We start from the raw sequence: 14,224 nt of genomic DNA, 5'->3' as shown, positions 1-14,224 counted from the left end.
GTTCCCGGAGGATGGCACAGGGCCGTCGACGGGCTCGGAGCAGCTCACTCCCACCTCGCCTCGTCCGGGTCGAGCCCCTCGGCCCGGGCGGCCTCGTCGAAGGCCTCTCGGATCCAGCCGGCCAGGCCGGGGTTCAGCCGGTCGTAGTAGGCGGCGAAGCCCTCGTCGGACTCGAACAGCCGGCCCAGGCAGACCTGCATGGCGCGGGTGATCGGGAACCAGTTGCTGAACGCGGCCCGGTAGCGATCGGCCAACACCCGGGCCTCGTCACCGTCGGGATCGGTTCCCCTGCCGAGCGCCTCGGCGGCGTCGCGCTCCCACTGCTTCATCGCGTCCGCCTGGGCGCGCCACTGGTCGGCCGTCCGGCCTGCCGAACCTTCCGCGAACTGGGCCCACTGGGCGCTGTCGCCCCACCGTGCGCGGGCCTCGCCCAGCCACTCGGGACGCCACCCCTCCCCGAAGGCCGCGCGCTGCTCGTCGCCGGTCAACAGCACGCCCCGCTCGTGGGCGTCGACCAGACGTGCGAGGCGCTCGTCCCGTCGTCGCATGCTCTCCATCTCGGACGCCAGCTGCACCCGGCGCTTCCGAAGCATCGCGCCCACATCGGACGAGCCAGCCGCAAGCACGTCACCAATCTCCTCCAGCGACAGGCCAGCCTCCCGGTAGGCCACCACCCGTCGCAGCCGCTCCAGATCGGCGGCCCCGTACAGCCGATAGCCAGTGCTCGAACGCCCCGACGGGCTCGCCAGCCCGATCCGGTCCCAGTGGTGCAGGGTCCGCACCGTCAGGCCCACGCGCGCGGCGGCGACGCCGACGGCGACCTCCTCGGGCTGCTTGTCCATGCAGCCATTGTCGTCGGTCACCGAGGCGCGACGATCCCGACGTCCTTCAAACCGGCCTCCTCCGCGCTCCCCGCCACCAGCGGCTTCGCGGCGGTGAACACCACCCGGGTTCCCTCGGGCGTGGTCACCGTCAGGTCGCGCGTGTTCCAGGGCATGTCCGTCGGCCCCTGGACGTTGGCGTCAGGGAAGGAACGGCACGCGTCGGCCACCTCGTCGAGCTGGGAGAGCACACACGCGAAGCTGAGCTGCAGCCCAGACGGGCTTGCGGCGGGGCCGGGAACCAGCAGGACGTCCTGGAAGGCCCACCGCCGCAGGTGCACCAGCTGTCCGGGGATGCCGAACAGCTCGAAGAAGCCCAGGGCGTTGGTCCAGAAGTCCACCGACGCAGCCAGATCCGGGCACGGGATCCTGGCGAACATCGGCATCCCGTAGATGCCACGGAACGGCTCGGGCGGCTGCGCGTCGTTGGGTTCAGCGGAGGACGGGCACCGCGCAACCGTTGCTGACAGGTGCAACCGTCCTAGCGGTTGCACCTGTTCTGAACGGTTGCGCGGTGGGCCTTGGGTGGACTCACGGCCCCTCGACGAGCTCGGGGAACGAAACGGGGGGCTCGGGCGCCGGGGTCCGGGTCAGCCCTTGACCACCGCGGCGATCGCCTTGGCGACGTAGCCCACGTTCTCCTCGTTCAGGCCGGCGACGCAGATCCGGCCGTCGTCGGTGCCGTAGACCCCGTGGTCGGTGCGCAGCCGGTGCATCTGCTCGACGCTCAGACCCGAGTAGCTGAACATGCCGTTCTGCTGCAGCACGAAGTCCATCTGCTCGGCGCCGGCCGCGCGCAGCCCGGCGGCCAAGGCCTCGCGCATGGTGCGGATCCGGGAGCGCATCCCGGCCAGCTCGGCCTCCCAGCTGACGCGCAGCTCGGCATCGCCCAGCACTGTGGTGACGATCGCCGCGCCGTGGCTGGGCGGGCAGGAGTAGTTGGTGCGGATCACCTTGCACAGTTGGGAATGCACGCGCTGGGCCTCGTCGGCGTCGCGGCAAACCACCGAGAGTCCGCCGATCCGCTCGCCGTACAGCCCGAAATTCTTGCTGAACGAATTCCCGACGAAGAAGCGCTGCCCGCTGGCGCCGAAGGCGTCCACCGCCAGACGGTCCTCGGCCAGCCCGCGGGAGAAGCCCTGGTAGGCCATGTCCAGGAAGGCGATGGCTCCGGTCTGCGCGACGGCGTCGGCGATCCGCGGCCAGTCCTCGGCGGCCGGGTCGTAGCCCGTCGGATTGTGGCAGCAGGCGTGCAGCACGACGACGGTGCCGGGCCGCAGCGCGGCGATGTCGGCCAGCATCCCGTCAATGTCCACCCGATGATTGACCGCGTCGTAGTAGCGGTAGCGCACCACGTCATAGCCCGCGCCGCCGAAGATCGCGGCATGGTTGGCCCACGACGGGTCACTCAGCGCAACCGTCGAGGCCCCCATCAGCTGGTGCAGGAAGTCCGCACCCTCCTTCAGCGCGCCGGAACCGCCCAGGGTCTGGACGGTGGCGACCCGCTCCAACAAGCCCTCGACAGGCTCGGGCGCCGTGGCTGAGTTCCCCTCGACAGGCTCGGGCGACGGTGCACCGAAGACCAGCTGCTGGATCAGCGGCACCAGCTCCGGGCTGCCGCCCATCGGCAGGTAGCCGTGCGGCGCCTGCTGCTCCGCCAACCGCTTCTCGGCCTCGCCAACCGCCTGCGGCAAGGGCAGACGCCCCAGCTCGTCCAGGTAGACACCCACGCCCAGATTCACCTTCTGCGGCCGGGGGTCGGCGCGAAACATGTCGGTCAGGCCAAAGATGGGGTCGCCGGGGTAGAGCTCAAGATCCTCGAAGGTTGCCATGCGGGCACGCTACCGCGGCCACGGCCAATAGGCTGATCCCATGCCCAACCGGGCCCGAGAGGAGCAACAATGGCGCGCGTGATCCACACCGGCCAGGCACTGGTCGACGAGGTCGTCGAGATCCCCGCCCTGCCCTGGCGCGGCGACAACTCCATGGCCACCAGCTACCACCGCTATGCCGGCGGCGCCACCAACATCCTGGTCGCGAGCGCCCGCACCGGCGCCCAGAGCGTGCATGCCGGCGCCCACGGCAAGGGCCCCAATGGCGACCTGATCCGGCAGGTGATGGACGCCGAGGGAATCCAGGTCAGCTCTCCCGTCGTCGACGACATCGACACCGGCATCTGCTTCGTGATGATCGAGCCCTCCGCGGAGCGCACCTTCGTCACCACGATGGGCGCGGAACGCCTGATCAGCGTCGAATCCTTGCAGACCAGCGATCCCCAACCCGGAGACCTGGTGCACGTCACCGGCTACTCCCTGGTGGTGCGCAGCACCCGCAAGCCGCTGCTGGAGTGGCTGGAATCCCTGCCAGACGGCGTGATCGTGCTGCTGGACCCGGGCGCCGCCTTCAGCGCCCTGCCCGCGCCCGTCCGGCAGCGGATGTTGGCGCTCACCACCGTGTGGACCTCCAATGGCGACGAGGCCTACCAGCTCACCATGGAGCGGGACATGCAGGCCGCCGCCCGGGAGGCCGCCGACTTCCTGCCAGAGGGTGCCATCGCGATCGTCCGCGACGGTCGGGAGGGTTGTGCCGTGCACGTCGACGGCCAGACCCACCTGGTTCCCGGCTACCCGCAGAAGCCCGTCGACACCAATGGCGCCGGCGACTGCCACACCGGGGTGCTCTCCGCCGAGTACCTGCTCGGTGGCGACTGGGTGGAGGCCTCCCGACGGGCCAATGCTGCCGCCGCGCTCAAGGTCACCCGCCGTGGCCCGGCCACGGCCCCGACCCGCGCCGAGGTGGACGCCTTCCTGGCGGAGTGGGCCGCGACGCACTGATCCCTGCGGTGCTGAGGCCTCGACAGGCTCGGCCGCCGGGGTTCAGCCCTGTGCCTCAGCAGGTCATCTTGTCGGCGGGCACCTTGCCGTCGTTCACATAGCCCTTGACCGCATTCTTCACGCAGTCGTTGCCCAGGTCCCAGGCCGAGTGGCCGGCGCCCTTCCACGTCAGCAGCACACCGGATTCCAGCTGATCGGCCATCCAGACCGCCTGCTGGTACGGGGTTGCCGGGTCACCCGTCGCGCCGAGCACCAGGATCGGGGCGGCACCCTTGCCGGTGAGCTTCAGCTGCTCCGACGGTTTCGTCGTCCAGAAGGAACACTGCAGATTGGGGCCGAAGAAGGGGGCCAGGATCGGCGCCTTCTGGATGTCCTTCGGCCATTCGTCGCGAGCCCCCTTGGCACCCGGATCCTCGCTGTCCGCGCAGGCGATCGCGGGGAAGGAGTAGGTCATGGAGCCATAGGAGCCGTCGGCCTCGCGGCCATTCATCAGGTCGGCGGTGAACAGCAACGGCTTCCCGTTGCCTTTGCGGGTCGCCTCCAGCGCCTCGGTCAGCTGCGTGTAGCCCTGGCTGCCGAAGTACAGGTAGGTCACCGCGCCGGTCACCGCCAGCGACTGGGTGAGCTGGCGCTTGCCGACGGCCAGCGGCTGCGAATCCAGCTTCTTCAGGATTCCGGTCACCGAATCGAGCACCTGCTGCTGCGTGCTGCCCAGCGAGCACTTCTGCTGCGCACACCACGTCGCGTAGTCGTTCAACGCCAGGTCAAAGCCCATCGACTGGATCACCGACTCGTCGGTGGTGATGTTCACCGCGCTGTCCAGCACCATCCGCCCGACCCGCTGCGGGTACAGCTCGGCGTACATGGAGCCGATGTAGGTGCCGTAGCTGACGCCCAGGTAGTCCAGCTTGTCCTCGCCCGCCAGGTGGCGCAGGAAGTCCAGGTCACGCACATTGTCGATGGTGGAGATGTGATCCAGCAGTGCCCCGGAACGTTCCCGGCACTGGGCTGCAAAGTCCTTGTTCGCCTTCTCCGCCAGACCCCATTCGGCCTCGTCGTCGGGCGAGGAGTCGCTGGCCAGATAGGCGTCGGTCTGCTGGTTGCTGCCACACACGACGGGGGTGGATTCGCCGCTGCCGCGGGGATCCCAGCCGATCACGTCGTGACCGGGGAAGCTGTCCGCGTCAAAGCCGTCCACCATCTCCTCCCCCGATCCGCCGGGGCCGCCGGGGTTGATGAACATGGTGCCGGTGCGCTTGCCCTGGGTGGGCCGCTTCTTCACCTTCAGCGTGATCGCCTGGCCGTCCGGACGGTCCCAGTCCAGTGGCACCAGCACCGACGCGCACTGGTAGCCGTCGCAATCCTTCCAGCCCAGCTTCTGGTCCAGATAGCGCTGCCGACCGCTGCCGGCCGGCGGCTCCGCGAAACCCTCGGGCCTGGCATTGGAGGTCATCGTGGTGCGATCCGGCGACGTGTACTTGCTCTGCTTCTGGTGCGCGTCAGGGTCAAAGCCCGCGACGTCGGCCGCCGTGGTCTTCACCTCTGCCCCCTGGGCATCCTGCCCGGCCTGCCCCGACGCGCTGACGGCCGGCGTCGACGCCCCATCCGAGGCCGACGGGGAACCGCCCGGAGTCCTGGGGGTGCAGGCCACCATCAGGGTGGCGGCGGCCAGCACGGTGAGCCGGACTGGAAGGCTTCGGGTGCTCATCGGGGCTCCTGTGCGGGTGGTGCGGTCGGTGGCTTGCGTCCGGCGAAACCGCCGCGCTTCTTGTGCCGCGGCTTGCGCTTGCCCTCGGGCTGCGGGGGCTCGCTGGCGAGGGTGGACGGCTCGGGGTCGGGCAGTTGGGCGTCGCGTTCCTTGCGACGAAGGGAGCTGGGGCAGACCTCCACCAACGGGCAACGGGCCACCTCGCCCTGCCGGTTGCGGACGGTGACGCTCTGCCCGGGCACGGAATGGCCGATCACGGTGCCCTCGCCGATCGGGCTGTCCACCCGATCCCCCACCGCCGGCGCCTGCTTCTTGAAGTCGGCATAGAGCGGATGCTCGTACTTGAGGCAGCACATCAGCTTGCCGCACTGCCCCTGGATGGCCAACGGGTTGGGCGAGAGGTCCTGCACCTTGGCCAGCCGCAGCCCGACGGGTTCGAAGTCGGTCAGGAAGGTGGAGCAGCACAGGTCTCGCCCACAGGAGCCGATCCCACCGCTGATCCGCGTCGCATCCCGGGAGGCCACCTGGCGCAGGTCGATCCGGGCGTGCAACGAGCGCGCCAAGTCAGAGATCAGCGCCCGGAAGTCCACCCTGCCGGGGGCGGTGAAGTAGATGGCGGCCATCACGTCGAAGTCCTCGGAGCGGTCGACCCAGTCCACCCCCACCACCTTCATCGGCAGGTTGTGCTGCGCGATCAGCGCCTTGGCGACGGTCATCGTCTCCGCCCGGTGCCGCCGGTTCTCCGCATCCCGACGAAGGTCCTGCTCCGTCGCCTCACCGACGCAGACAGGCAGCCCCGTCAGGTTCTCACTGTCGACGAACTCCGGCGCCCACACCACCTGCGCCACCTCGGGGCCGTGGTCGGTGGGGTACAGCACCTGCTGGCCCACCCGCCACTGCTGTTCCCCGGGGTCCAGGTAGTGCAGCTGACCGTGGGTCTCGAAGGTCACCGCCATCACACGCGCCATGGGGCAAGACTAGAGGCTTGCCGAAAAGGGTCCCGAAAGTGGCCTCGAGAAGCTCGGCCACCGTGGTTGCCTACCCGCCCAGCGCAACCATGATCCCCGAGCCTGCCGAGGGGCCATCAGAAGACGCACCCGGCCCGGTACCGCTGGGGTACCGGACCGGGTCTCGACGGAGTCGGGTCAGGCGGTGGGTTGGCCCATCCTGGCGATGCCACGATCGACGGAACCGCGCTCCTCCTTGATCCGCTGGATCAGACCCTCGGAACGCTCGATCGAGCCGAGCAGCGCCACCAGGGCACCCTTCTCACCGGCGGGCAGCGACTTGGTGTCGATCACGCGCCAGCGCAGCTCATCGATGCTCTGCTCCTTGTGGTGGCCGGGCGGCAGCTTGGACTCGCCGTCGGTGGGCACCACGATGTCGGTCATCCGACGGTCGAGCCGCTCCAGCGCCTCCTCCAGGAAGACCTGGCTGGCGGGGCTGAAGTCCTCGCGCTTCACCCGGCGGGCAATCTGGTGCAGTTGCTCGGTCAGGGAGCTGGTGAAGTCCACCTCCTCGATCAGGCTGGCCACCAGGTCCATCTGCTCCCGGTTGAGGTCCTCGTGGAAGAGGTGCGCGGAATAGGCGCGGATCTCGCGGGAGAGCGAATCGGCCGCCTCGGCGTGCTCGCCGATCTCCTTGGGCGCGTCGGGCTTGCCGCGGGCAATGTCCAGGAAGATCGAGCCGGCCACCAGCGAGCGCTGGATCTCCGCCTGCACTGCGGGAACGGCCTTGTTGTAGTCGTCACGCACCTTCTGGTCCAGGAAGCGCGGCACCGAGTAGTCCTCGACGTCGTCGTGGTTGGCGCCCACCTTGGAGAGCACCCGCTCGAAGGTGCCGACGAAGGGGAACATGATCATCACGTTGAAGATGTTGAACACGATGGAGAACATGCCGACGGCCACCGGCACCATCGGGAAGGTTTCCTGCCCGTCGACCATCACGGCCTTGCCGGGATCGATGCCGAACATGCCCAGGCCCCAGCTGAGCAGCCTGATGGCCGGGAAGAAGAGCGCCAGCACCACCAGCACACCGATGAAGTTGAACACGATGTGGGCGTAGGCGGTGCGCTTGGCGTTCTTGGAGAGGTTCAGCGACGCGATCCAGGAGGTGATGGTGGTACCCAGGTCGGCGCCGATTGCGAAGGCGATGGCGGTCTGCCAGGGCAGCACGCCGGAGGCACCCAGGCCCATCACGATGCCGATCGTGGCCGACGAGGAGTGGATCATCGCGGTGATCAGGGCGGCGATCAGGGCGCAGGAGACGACACCGATGAAGTTGGTGGCATCCAGCTTCTGCAGGACGGCCATCACCTCGGGCATCGAGCGCAGCGGCTTCAGACCACCGGTCATCAGGTTCAGGCCGTAGAAGATCAAGCTGAAGCCCATGCAGGCCAGCGCGATGTTGCGGGTCTTGTCCTTGCGGCCAAAGACGTAGACACAGGCGAAGATGCCGCTGAAGAGCAGACCGATCGGGCCGAGTGGCAAGGCAATCAGGCCGTTGCCCAGGGTGGTGCCGATGTTGGCGCCCATGATCACGCTGATCGCGGATCGCAGCGAGAGCACGCCGGCATTCACCAGGCCGACGGTCATCACCGTCATGGCGGTGGAGGACTGGATGATGCCGGTGATCACGGTGCCGGCCATCAGGCCCTTGATCGGGGTGCCGGCGATCTTGGCCAGCCACTCCCGCATCTTGTTGACCGACAGGGCTTGGATGCCGCTGTCCATGAATTCGAGGCCGAGCAGGAAGATTCCCAGGCCCCCGATGACGGGGACAAGGATTTCCTTGAAGATGTCCACTTCCATGGCGATACGTCCTTGAGGTTGGGGGTATGTCAGGGTCTTGGGCTGGGGATGGTGCGTGTCAGGTCAGTTGACCGACGGGGCATGCGGGAAGGTCTCGGAGATGTACTTGCTGACCTCGCTGGCGCCCTCGGCGGGCAGCGGCAGGTAGCCGAGCTTGGCGGCCGAACCGTCGAACTTGTTCATCACGTACATCAGGTAGGCCAGGCTGCGCCTGCCGTCGGTCTTCTGCTGCGGCTCACGCTTCAGCGCGACGTAGATCGGGACGGTCAGCGGGTAGGCACCCTTGGCATCGGGCTTGGCGGCCAGCTTGGTGAAGTGATCGGTGGAGGCCCAGTCGGTGCCCTTCAGCGCCGCGGCCATGCCGGCGGCGTCGGGGGCGACAAACTCGTTGGCGCCGTTCTTCACCTGCGCCACCTGCAGCCCTGCGGACTTGGCCTGGCCAGGCTCGGCATAGGTCAGCGCGCCCTTGGTCTTCTTCACGGCGTCGATGGCGCCGCCGGAGCGCTCCGCGGCCTTGCCGATGCCCTCGGGCCAGGTGATCTGCGGGCCGGAACCGGGGCCGTCCTTCCACGCCGGAACAGTGCGCACCAGCCACTTGGTGAACCCCTCGGTGGAGCCGGAGCCGTCCGAGCGGTGCACCGGCGTGATCTCCTGGTCGGGCAGGGTGACGCCAGGGTTCAGGGCGGCGATCTTGGGATCATTCCAGGTCTTGATCTTGCCCAGGTAGATGTTGGCGACGGTCTCCGCCTCCAGCTTGAGCGCCTTGCCGTCCAGATCCAGGTCATGCACCAGCGCGATCGAGCCGGCGGCGATCGGGAACTGCCCCAGCTTCTTGTCATTGATGGTCTGCAGCGAGAGCGGGTAGTCGCTCACCGCGAAGTCAACCTCCGGGTCATCCAGTCGCATGATGCCGCCCAGCGAGCCGACCGGCTCATAGCTGAAGCCATTGCCGTCCATTACCCAGTCGCGACCGGTCTGATCGGGACGCTCGGGATTGTCGGCGGAGAAGGCATTGCGGTAGGAGATGGCGGAGCGGTCGATCAGCGGCGCGGCCAAGGTGGATCCGGCGCCGCGGATCTGCGAGTCATTGCCGCGGTTCCAGACCAGCCCCAGCACGAGCAGCCCGGCCAGCGCAGCAATGAACAGGGGCATCACGAGGCGGCGCTTGCGCGCGTCCTCGGTTTTCAGAACGGGCACTCCGTTGTCAGGCGAGCCAAGCACGTGAAACTCCTCTGCGTGGGGGTCTGCGTGCCATCGAAAGGGCCGAAGGTGACAGACGCCGCGGAATTTCATGTCCTGGGAGTGAACAGTTTTCTTCACCTTGGTCAGTTCTTGGGGCGCGCTTTCCGCGAACTCGATCCTGGGTCAATTGACCATCGCCCAAAATGGCAGCCAGGCGGACACGGAAAATTCTTGGCTCGTTCCAATCGTCAAATAATTGCCAATTTGGGCGGCGCTTTCCGGATCGGCGCGTCGGCCACGCTGCGACCCGCGCACCGCACTGTCACCCCACCCGTCGCGCCCAGACCTCCGCACGCCGGAGTCGGGTGCACCCTGGAGGCCTCAGTGCGGCACGGGGGGCGGGGCTCCGTTCAGGATTCGGTTTGGCGCAAACGGGGGGAACGTCGGGCCGATGGTGCCAGGGCGGGGCAGCACAGTGGCCCCGCACCATGCGGTGCGGGGCCACTGCCGAGGGTGACTGGGCTCAGATCTCCGACTTCGCCTTGCGACGGTTGGCGCTCAGCTGCCCGTCGATGGCCCACCGGCCGGCGCCGACGCAGAAGAGCAGGATGCCGACCGCGGCCAGCAGCAGTTCCAGCTCACCGGCGAAACCGGGCTTGCCGGCCTCGAAGGGATTGCCGGCCTTCCACTGCACCAGGGCCAGCGCGCCAATGGTGAGCGCGGCGATGCCCAGACCGGCAACCCGGGTGAGCAGGCCGAAGACCAGGGCAACAGCGGCCAGGATCTCGGCGATCGCGATCCCCCACGCCAGGTAGGTGGGGCTGGGCAGGTTCAGGCTGGTCATAAAGGCCTGGGTCTTGGAGAGGTCGCTGATCTTCTGGTAGCCGTGGATGCCCATGATCCCGGCGGTCACCAGACGGAGCAGGAAGAGCCCCAGCGACGGCAGGAACTTGTGGGTGGTGGGCTTGGGGACCTCCGGACGCACCGGGTCGGGGCCGGTGGTGCGGACGCGGCCCAGTGCGCGGTCGCGCTCGGCCTGCTGGTGGGCGCGCAGGTCGTCGTCGTTCAGGACGGCGGTGTGCTCGCTGGCGCCGGAGATGTTGTTGTCGTAGCTGCTGCTGGGCATGGGGTGATCCTTCGCTGAGGGGAAGAACGCCAGTGGCGCCCGAAGTACTTTTCCATGGTGACACCCGACGCCCGACTGTGCGGGCGGACACGCGTCAGATGGTTCAGCCCTTGGCGATCCTGAGCACTGGAGGCTTCGACAGGTTCGGCCACCGCGGTTCAGCCCCTGCCCCCTCAGCGGTTCTCGGCAAGGTTGAGCAGCAGCGCCTCCATCGCCAGCAGCGGGGCGACATTGGTCTCCAGCGCCTCCCGGCAGGCGATGATCGCGTCGATGTGGCGCAGCGTCAGTTCCGGCGTCGAGGCTCGGGCGGCGCGCTCCAGCTGGGGCCGCAGCTCCCCATTGATCAGGTGCGGCCCGGGGCCACTCGGGGTTCCGGAGTGCAGGGCCTGCGCGGGGGTCGGCGCCGCAAGCGCGCCGGTCTGCAGGGCGAGCACGTCGCGATAGAAGGTGGTCAGCTCGGTCAGCACCCGATCCAGCGCATCGCGTTGGATCCGCTTGGCGCGGGCCTTCTGTTGCTCCTCCAACTCCTTGAGCGCGGCATTGGCATTGCGCGGTCGGGCACCCTTGGTGCCAAAACCCAGCGCCTCCTCCAGCTTGGCGCGCTCCGCGGCATCGGTCTGTTCCGTCGCCTTGGCCGCCTCCGCCGCGGCGGCCTTGACCAGGTTGTCGGCAGCGGTCAGGCAGGCCCCGACGCTGGTCAGGCGCCCGGGGATCAGCAGCACCTCATGCCGACGGTTGCGGGCGTCCTCATTGCGGGCCAGCGCCCGCGCCCGGCCGATGTGCCCCTGCGCCGCCCGCGCCGAATGTGCGGCCAGGGCCGGATCGATTCCGTCGCGCCACTGCAGGAGGTGCGCCACCGCGTCGTCGCTCGGGGTGGCCAGGGCCAGCTTGCGGCAGCGGGAACGGATGGTCACCACCACGTCGTCGGCGGTGGGCGCGCACAGGATCCACACCGTCTTGGGCGCGGGCTCCTCGATGGCCTTCAGCAGGGCGTCGCCGCCCCGGTCGGTCACCCGATCCGCATCCTCCACCACGATCACCTGGTGGCGGCCCATGGTGGGGCTCATCGCGGCCCGACGGACCAGATCCCGCACCTCGTCGACGCCGATGCTGAGCATCTCCGTGCGCACCAGCGTCACATCCGGATGCGCCCCCGACAAGCTGGTTCGGCATTCATTGCAACTACCGCAGCCGCCGCGCGGGCACTGCAGGGCCGCGGCGAAGGCGCGCGCCGCATTGGAGCGGCCGGAACCGGGCGGGCCGGTCACCAGCCAGGCGTGGGTCATGGCATGGGCATCCCCCGCCACGGCGCGCTTGAGCACCTCGACGGCCTTGGCCTGACCGACGAGTTCCGACCAGAGATCGGCGGAAGGCTGCTGGGTGCTGGTCACGTTTCCACCGTGCCAGACGGGTCCGACAATTTCCGCGCCAGCTCCGTGGGGGTGGGAAAGCGGGTGGGTTCGACGACGGTTTCTGGGGCCTCTTCGGGGGGCTCGACAGGCTCGGTCGCCGTGGCTGGGCTCGGCTCAGCCGCCGCGGTTGGGTTCGGCTCAGCCGCCGTGGTTGGGTTCGGCTCGGCCGCCGTGGTTGGGCTCGGCTCGGCCTCTGCCGCCTCGAGGAGTTGGGCGACCCGCAGGCGCACCCGTCGTGCGATGGAGTCCACCGTGTCCCGCGCGGGCAGCACCAGGTAATGCTCCGGGTCGCGCTCGGCAAGCCGCAGGAAACCCTGCCGCACCCGCCGGTGGAAGTCCTCCCCCGCGCTCTCGATCCGGTCCTTCTCCGCAATCCGGCTGACCGCCTGGGTGGGGTCGACGTCCAGCAGCACCGTCAGGTCCGGACGCAGGCTCTGGGTCGCCCAGCGGGCGATGGTTTCCACGTCGTCAGCGGGCAGCGATCGGCCGACGGCCTGGTAGGCGATAGTCGAATCCACATAGCGGTCGCAGATCACCACCTCACCCCGCTCCAGGGCCGGCTTGACCACCTCAACGACGTGTTGCGCCTTGTCAGCGATGTAGAGCAGGCACTCCGCGCGGGCGGAGATGTCACCCGAATCGGTGCTCAGCACCAACCGTCGAATTTCACCCCCGAGCCAGGAGTCCCCGGGTTCATGGGTCACCAGGTGAGGGCGCTGCACGTGCTTCAGCCAGGAGGCGAGCTGTCGCACCTGGGTCGACTTGCCCGCGGAATCGCCCCCCTCGAAGACGACGAAGAGCCCGCTCACGTGATCTTCCCCTTCTTCTTCAGCTTGCGCATCCGCTGCTCCAGCGTCGGCCACTGGTCGATGAAGACCCGGCGGGCCGCGCTGCACTCCTGCCGACGACGCTCGAAGCGGCGCCCCTCCTGGAAGGCCGTCACGGCATCCCAGTCCAGGTCGATCGCCGGCTCGTCAACGCCGGGCGGCATCTGCGCCAGCTGCAGGCGCTCGATCACCTCGTCCAGCGCCTGCTCCAGCTTGCGCGCCTTCTTGCCGAAGAGCAGTTGGTTGGTGTGCGCCAGCGCGGTCATCTGCTGCGCCGATGCCAGCGTGGCCGTCCAGCGATGATCCGGCGAGCTCAGCGTCAGGGACCGCGCCCGGTCGAACAGGATCGTCGCGCTGGCCACCGCCTGCTGCATCAGCACCGCCAGCGCCTGCTGCTGGGAGAGATCACCCAGCTTGGGGGCGCGCACGCCCAGGACCAGGGAATCCAGCACGTCGAAGTACTCGTCGCCCAGTTGGTGGATGGTGCGCGAGGCCAGCTCGTGCAGCACCAGATCGAGCTCCTGCTCCACCACCTCCCGCCAGGTCGGTTCCAGCGCGAAGGCCAGGCTGCGCACCTCGCCACGGAATTCGGCCAGTTCGCTGCGCAACAGATCCATGTCGGTGCTCTGGCCGCTGCGCAGGGTCAGGTCGGCGCGCATCACCGCATCCAGCCGACGAGCGAAGAGCCAGCTGACGAAGCCCTCCAGGGTGGCATCGTCGTCGCGCTCGAAGGGCCCGCGGAAGTCGGTCAGGCCAGTGGCCGGGGCGCCGATCCGTTCCACCAGGGTGGGGAAACGCTCCACCTGGGTGCCGCCGATCGCCAGCACGGATTCCAGCACGAAGCGCCGCTGCTCCCGATTCATCGAGTCCTCGGCGGTGAAGGTGAGCTCGCGATGCCGGGCGGTGGTCAGCCCGCCGCGACGGATGGTGATCTGCTCGTCGCGCAGTTTGGCCAGGGTCTCGCCGTCGTCGTCCAGCAGGAGCCACTCATTGCGCTCGGTGTTCACCGCGGCGACGGGGCCCAGCGTTGCGCTGCGACGGAAGGGACGCACCAGACTGGCGAATCCCTCCGGCAGGTCACCCGCGGCGCCCAGCGGCTCGGCGCGATCGGTCGGCAACCACGGATTCCAGCCGGGCGCGTCCAGGTACCACTCGCCCAGACCGCCGGTCACCCGGTGCGCCAGCACGATCCCGGCGCGCAGCAGGCGGTGATCCGGGGTGTCCAGCAAGGTGGTGTCGACGGTGAAGGAGCGCTTCTGCCGATGGGTGGCGTGCTCGATGCCCAGCTCCGGATGCACCAGGATCGGGTCGCTCATGGCAAAGGGCATCTCAAATCGCAAGGTGCGCTGCTTGGCCATGACTACTCCTAGTGCTGCTCCGTGGTCCGCTAGGTGAACCCTAGTGGCTGGCAAGTGACCGTGGCGCTTTGACCTCGACGGCTTCC

At 68.6% G+C, this 14,224-nt stretch carries 11 protein-coding genes and 1 pseudogene; 1 reads left to right on the top strand and 11 read right to left on the bottom strand.

The features are described from left to right. Positions 1-44: 44 nt before the first annotated feature. From AAEX57_RS01820 to AAEX57_RS01810, 3 genes are all read right to left on the bottom strand, one after another. Entirely contained in the window at positions 45-842 is a 798-nt protein-coding gene (locus AAEX57_RS01820) for a MerR family transcriptional regulator (RefSeq protein WP_342090555.1), read from the bottom strand. A gap of 17 nt (positions 843-859) precedes the next feature. Further along, positions 860-1,267, bottom strand: a complete 408-nt coding sequence (locus AAEX57_RS01815; protein ID WP_342090554.1) for a VOC family protein — start codon at positions 1,265-1,267, stop codon at positions 860-862. A gap of 204 nt (positions 1,268-1,471) precedes the next feature. Next, the gene (locus AAEX57_RS01810; RefSeq protein ID WP_342090553.1) at positions 1,472-2,713 is read right to left on the bottom strand and encodes an amino acid aminotransferase; all 1,242 of its coding nucleotides are present in this window, start codon (positions 2,711-2,713) and stop codon (positions 1,472-1,474) included. 69 nt (positions 2,714-2,782) lie between these two features. Between AAEX57_RS01810 and AAEX57_RS01805 the strand changes: the two genes are divergently transcribed. After that, entirely contained in the window at positions 2,783-3,715 is a 933-nt protein-coding gene (locus AAEX57_RS01805) for a PfkB family carbohydrate kinase (RefSeq protein WP_342090552.1), read from the top strand. A gap of 55 nt (positions 3,716-3,770) precedes the next feature. On the opposite strand, the gene AAEX57_RS01800 is transcribed toward AAEX57_RS01805, so the two are convergent. From AAEX57_RS01800 to AAEX57_RS01765, 8 genes and pseudogenes are all read right to left on the bottom strand, one after another. Next, a complete protein-coding gene (locus tag AAEX57_RS01800; protein WP_342090551.1) occupies positions 3,771-5,423 on the bottom strand; it encodes an alpha/beta hydrolase in 1,653 nt (550 codons plus the stop codon). Then, positions 5,420-6,391, bottom strand: coding sequence for a PSP1 domain-containing protein (locus AAEX57_RS01795; protein ID WP_342090550.1), 972 nt, complete (start codon positions 6,389-6,391; stop codon positions 5,420-5,422). Before AAEX57_RS01795 ends, AAEX57_RS01800 begins: the two co-directional genes overlap by 4 nt. 177 nt (positions 6,392-6,568) lie before the next feature. Next, a complete protein-coding gene (locus tag AAEX57_RS01790) occupies positions 6,569-8,233 on the bottom strand; it encodes a Na/Pi cotransporter family protein (protein WP_342090549.1) in 1,665 nt (554 codons plus the stop codon). Positions 8,234-8,296: 63 nt separating this feature from the next. After that, positions 8,297-9,430, bottom strand: a complete 1,134-nt coding sequence (gene pstS / locus AAEX57_RS01785) for a phosphate ABC transporter substrate-binding protein PstS (RefSeq protein WP_342090548.1) — start codon at positions 9,428-9,430, stop codon at positions 8,297-8,299. A gap of 508 nt (positions 9,431-9,938) precedes the next feature. Next, positions 9,939-10,541, bottom strand: coding sequence for a DoxX family protein (locus AAEX57_RS01780; protein WP_342090544.1), 603 nt, complete (start codon positions 10,539-10,541; stop codon positions 9,939-9,941). A gap of 173 nt (positions 10,542-10,714) precedes the next feature. Next, positions 10,715-11,932, bottom strand: coding sequence for a DNA polymerase III subunit delta' (locus AAEX57_RS01775; protein WP_342090543.1), 1,218 nt, complete (start codon positions 11,930-11,932; stop codon positions 10,715-10,717). A gap of 224 nt (positions 11,933-12,156) precedes the next feature. Further along, positions 12,157-12,762 (bottom strand): annotated as a pseudogene (tmk, locus tag AAEX57_RS01770) (dTMP kinase); the annotation flags it as partial. After that, positions 12,759-14,138, bottom strand: coding sequence for a hypothetical protein (locus AAEX57_RS01765; protein WP_342090542.1), 1,380 nt, complete (start codon positions 14,136-14,138; stop codon positions 12,759-12,761). The pseudogene tmk and the gene AAEX57_RS01765, both read right to left, overlap by 4 nt. Positions 14,139-14,224: the final 86 nt, after the last annotated feature.

The organism is Luteococcus sp. H91, assembly GCF_038433135.1.
GTDB lineage: Bacteria > Actinomycetota > Actinomycetes > Propionibacteriales > Propionibacteriaceae > Luteococcus.
This window is presented reverse-complemented; position numbering and strand designations above follow the sequence as displayed.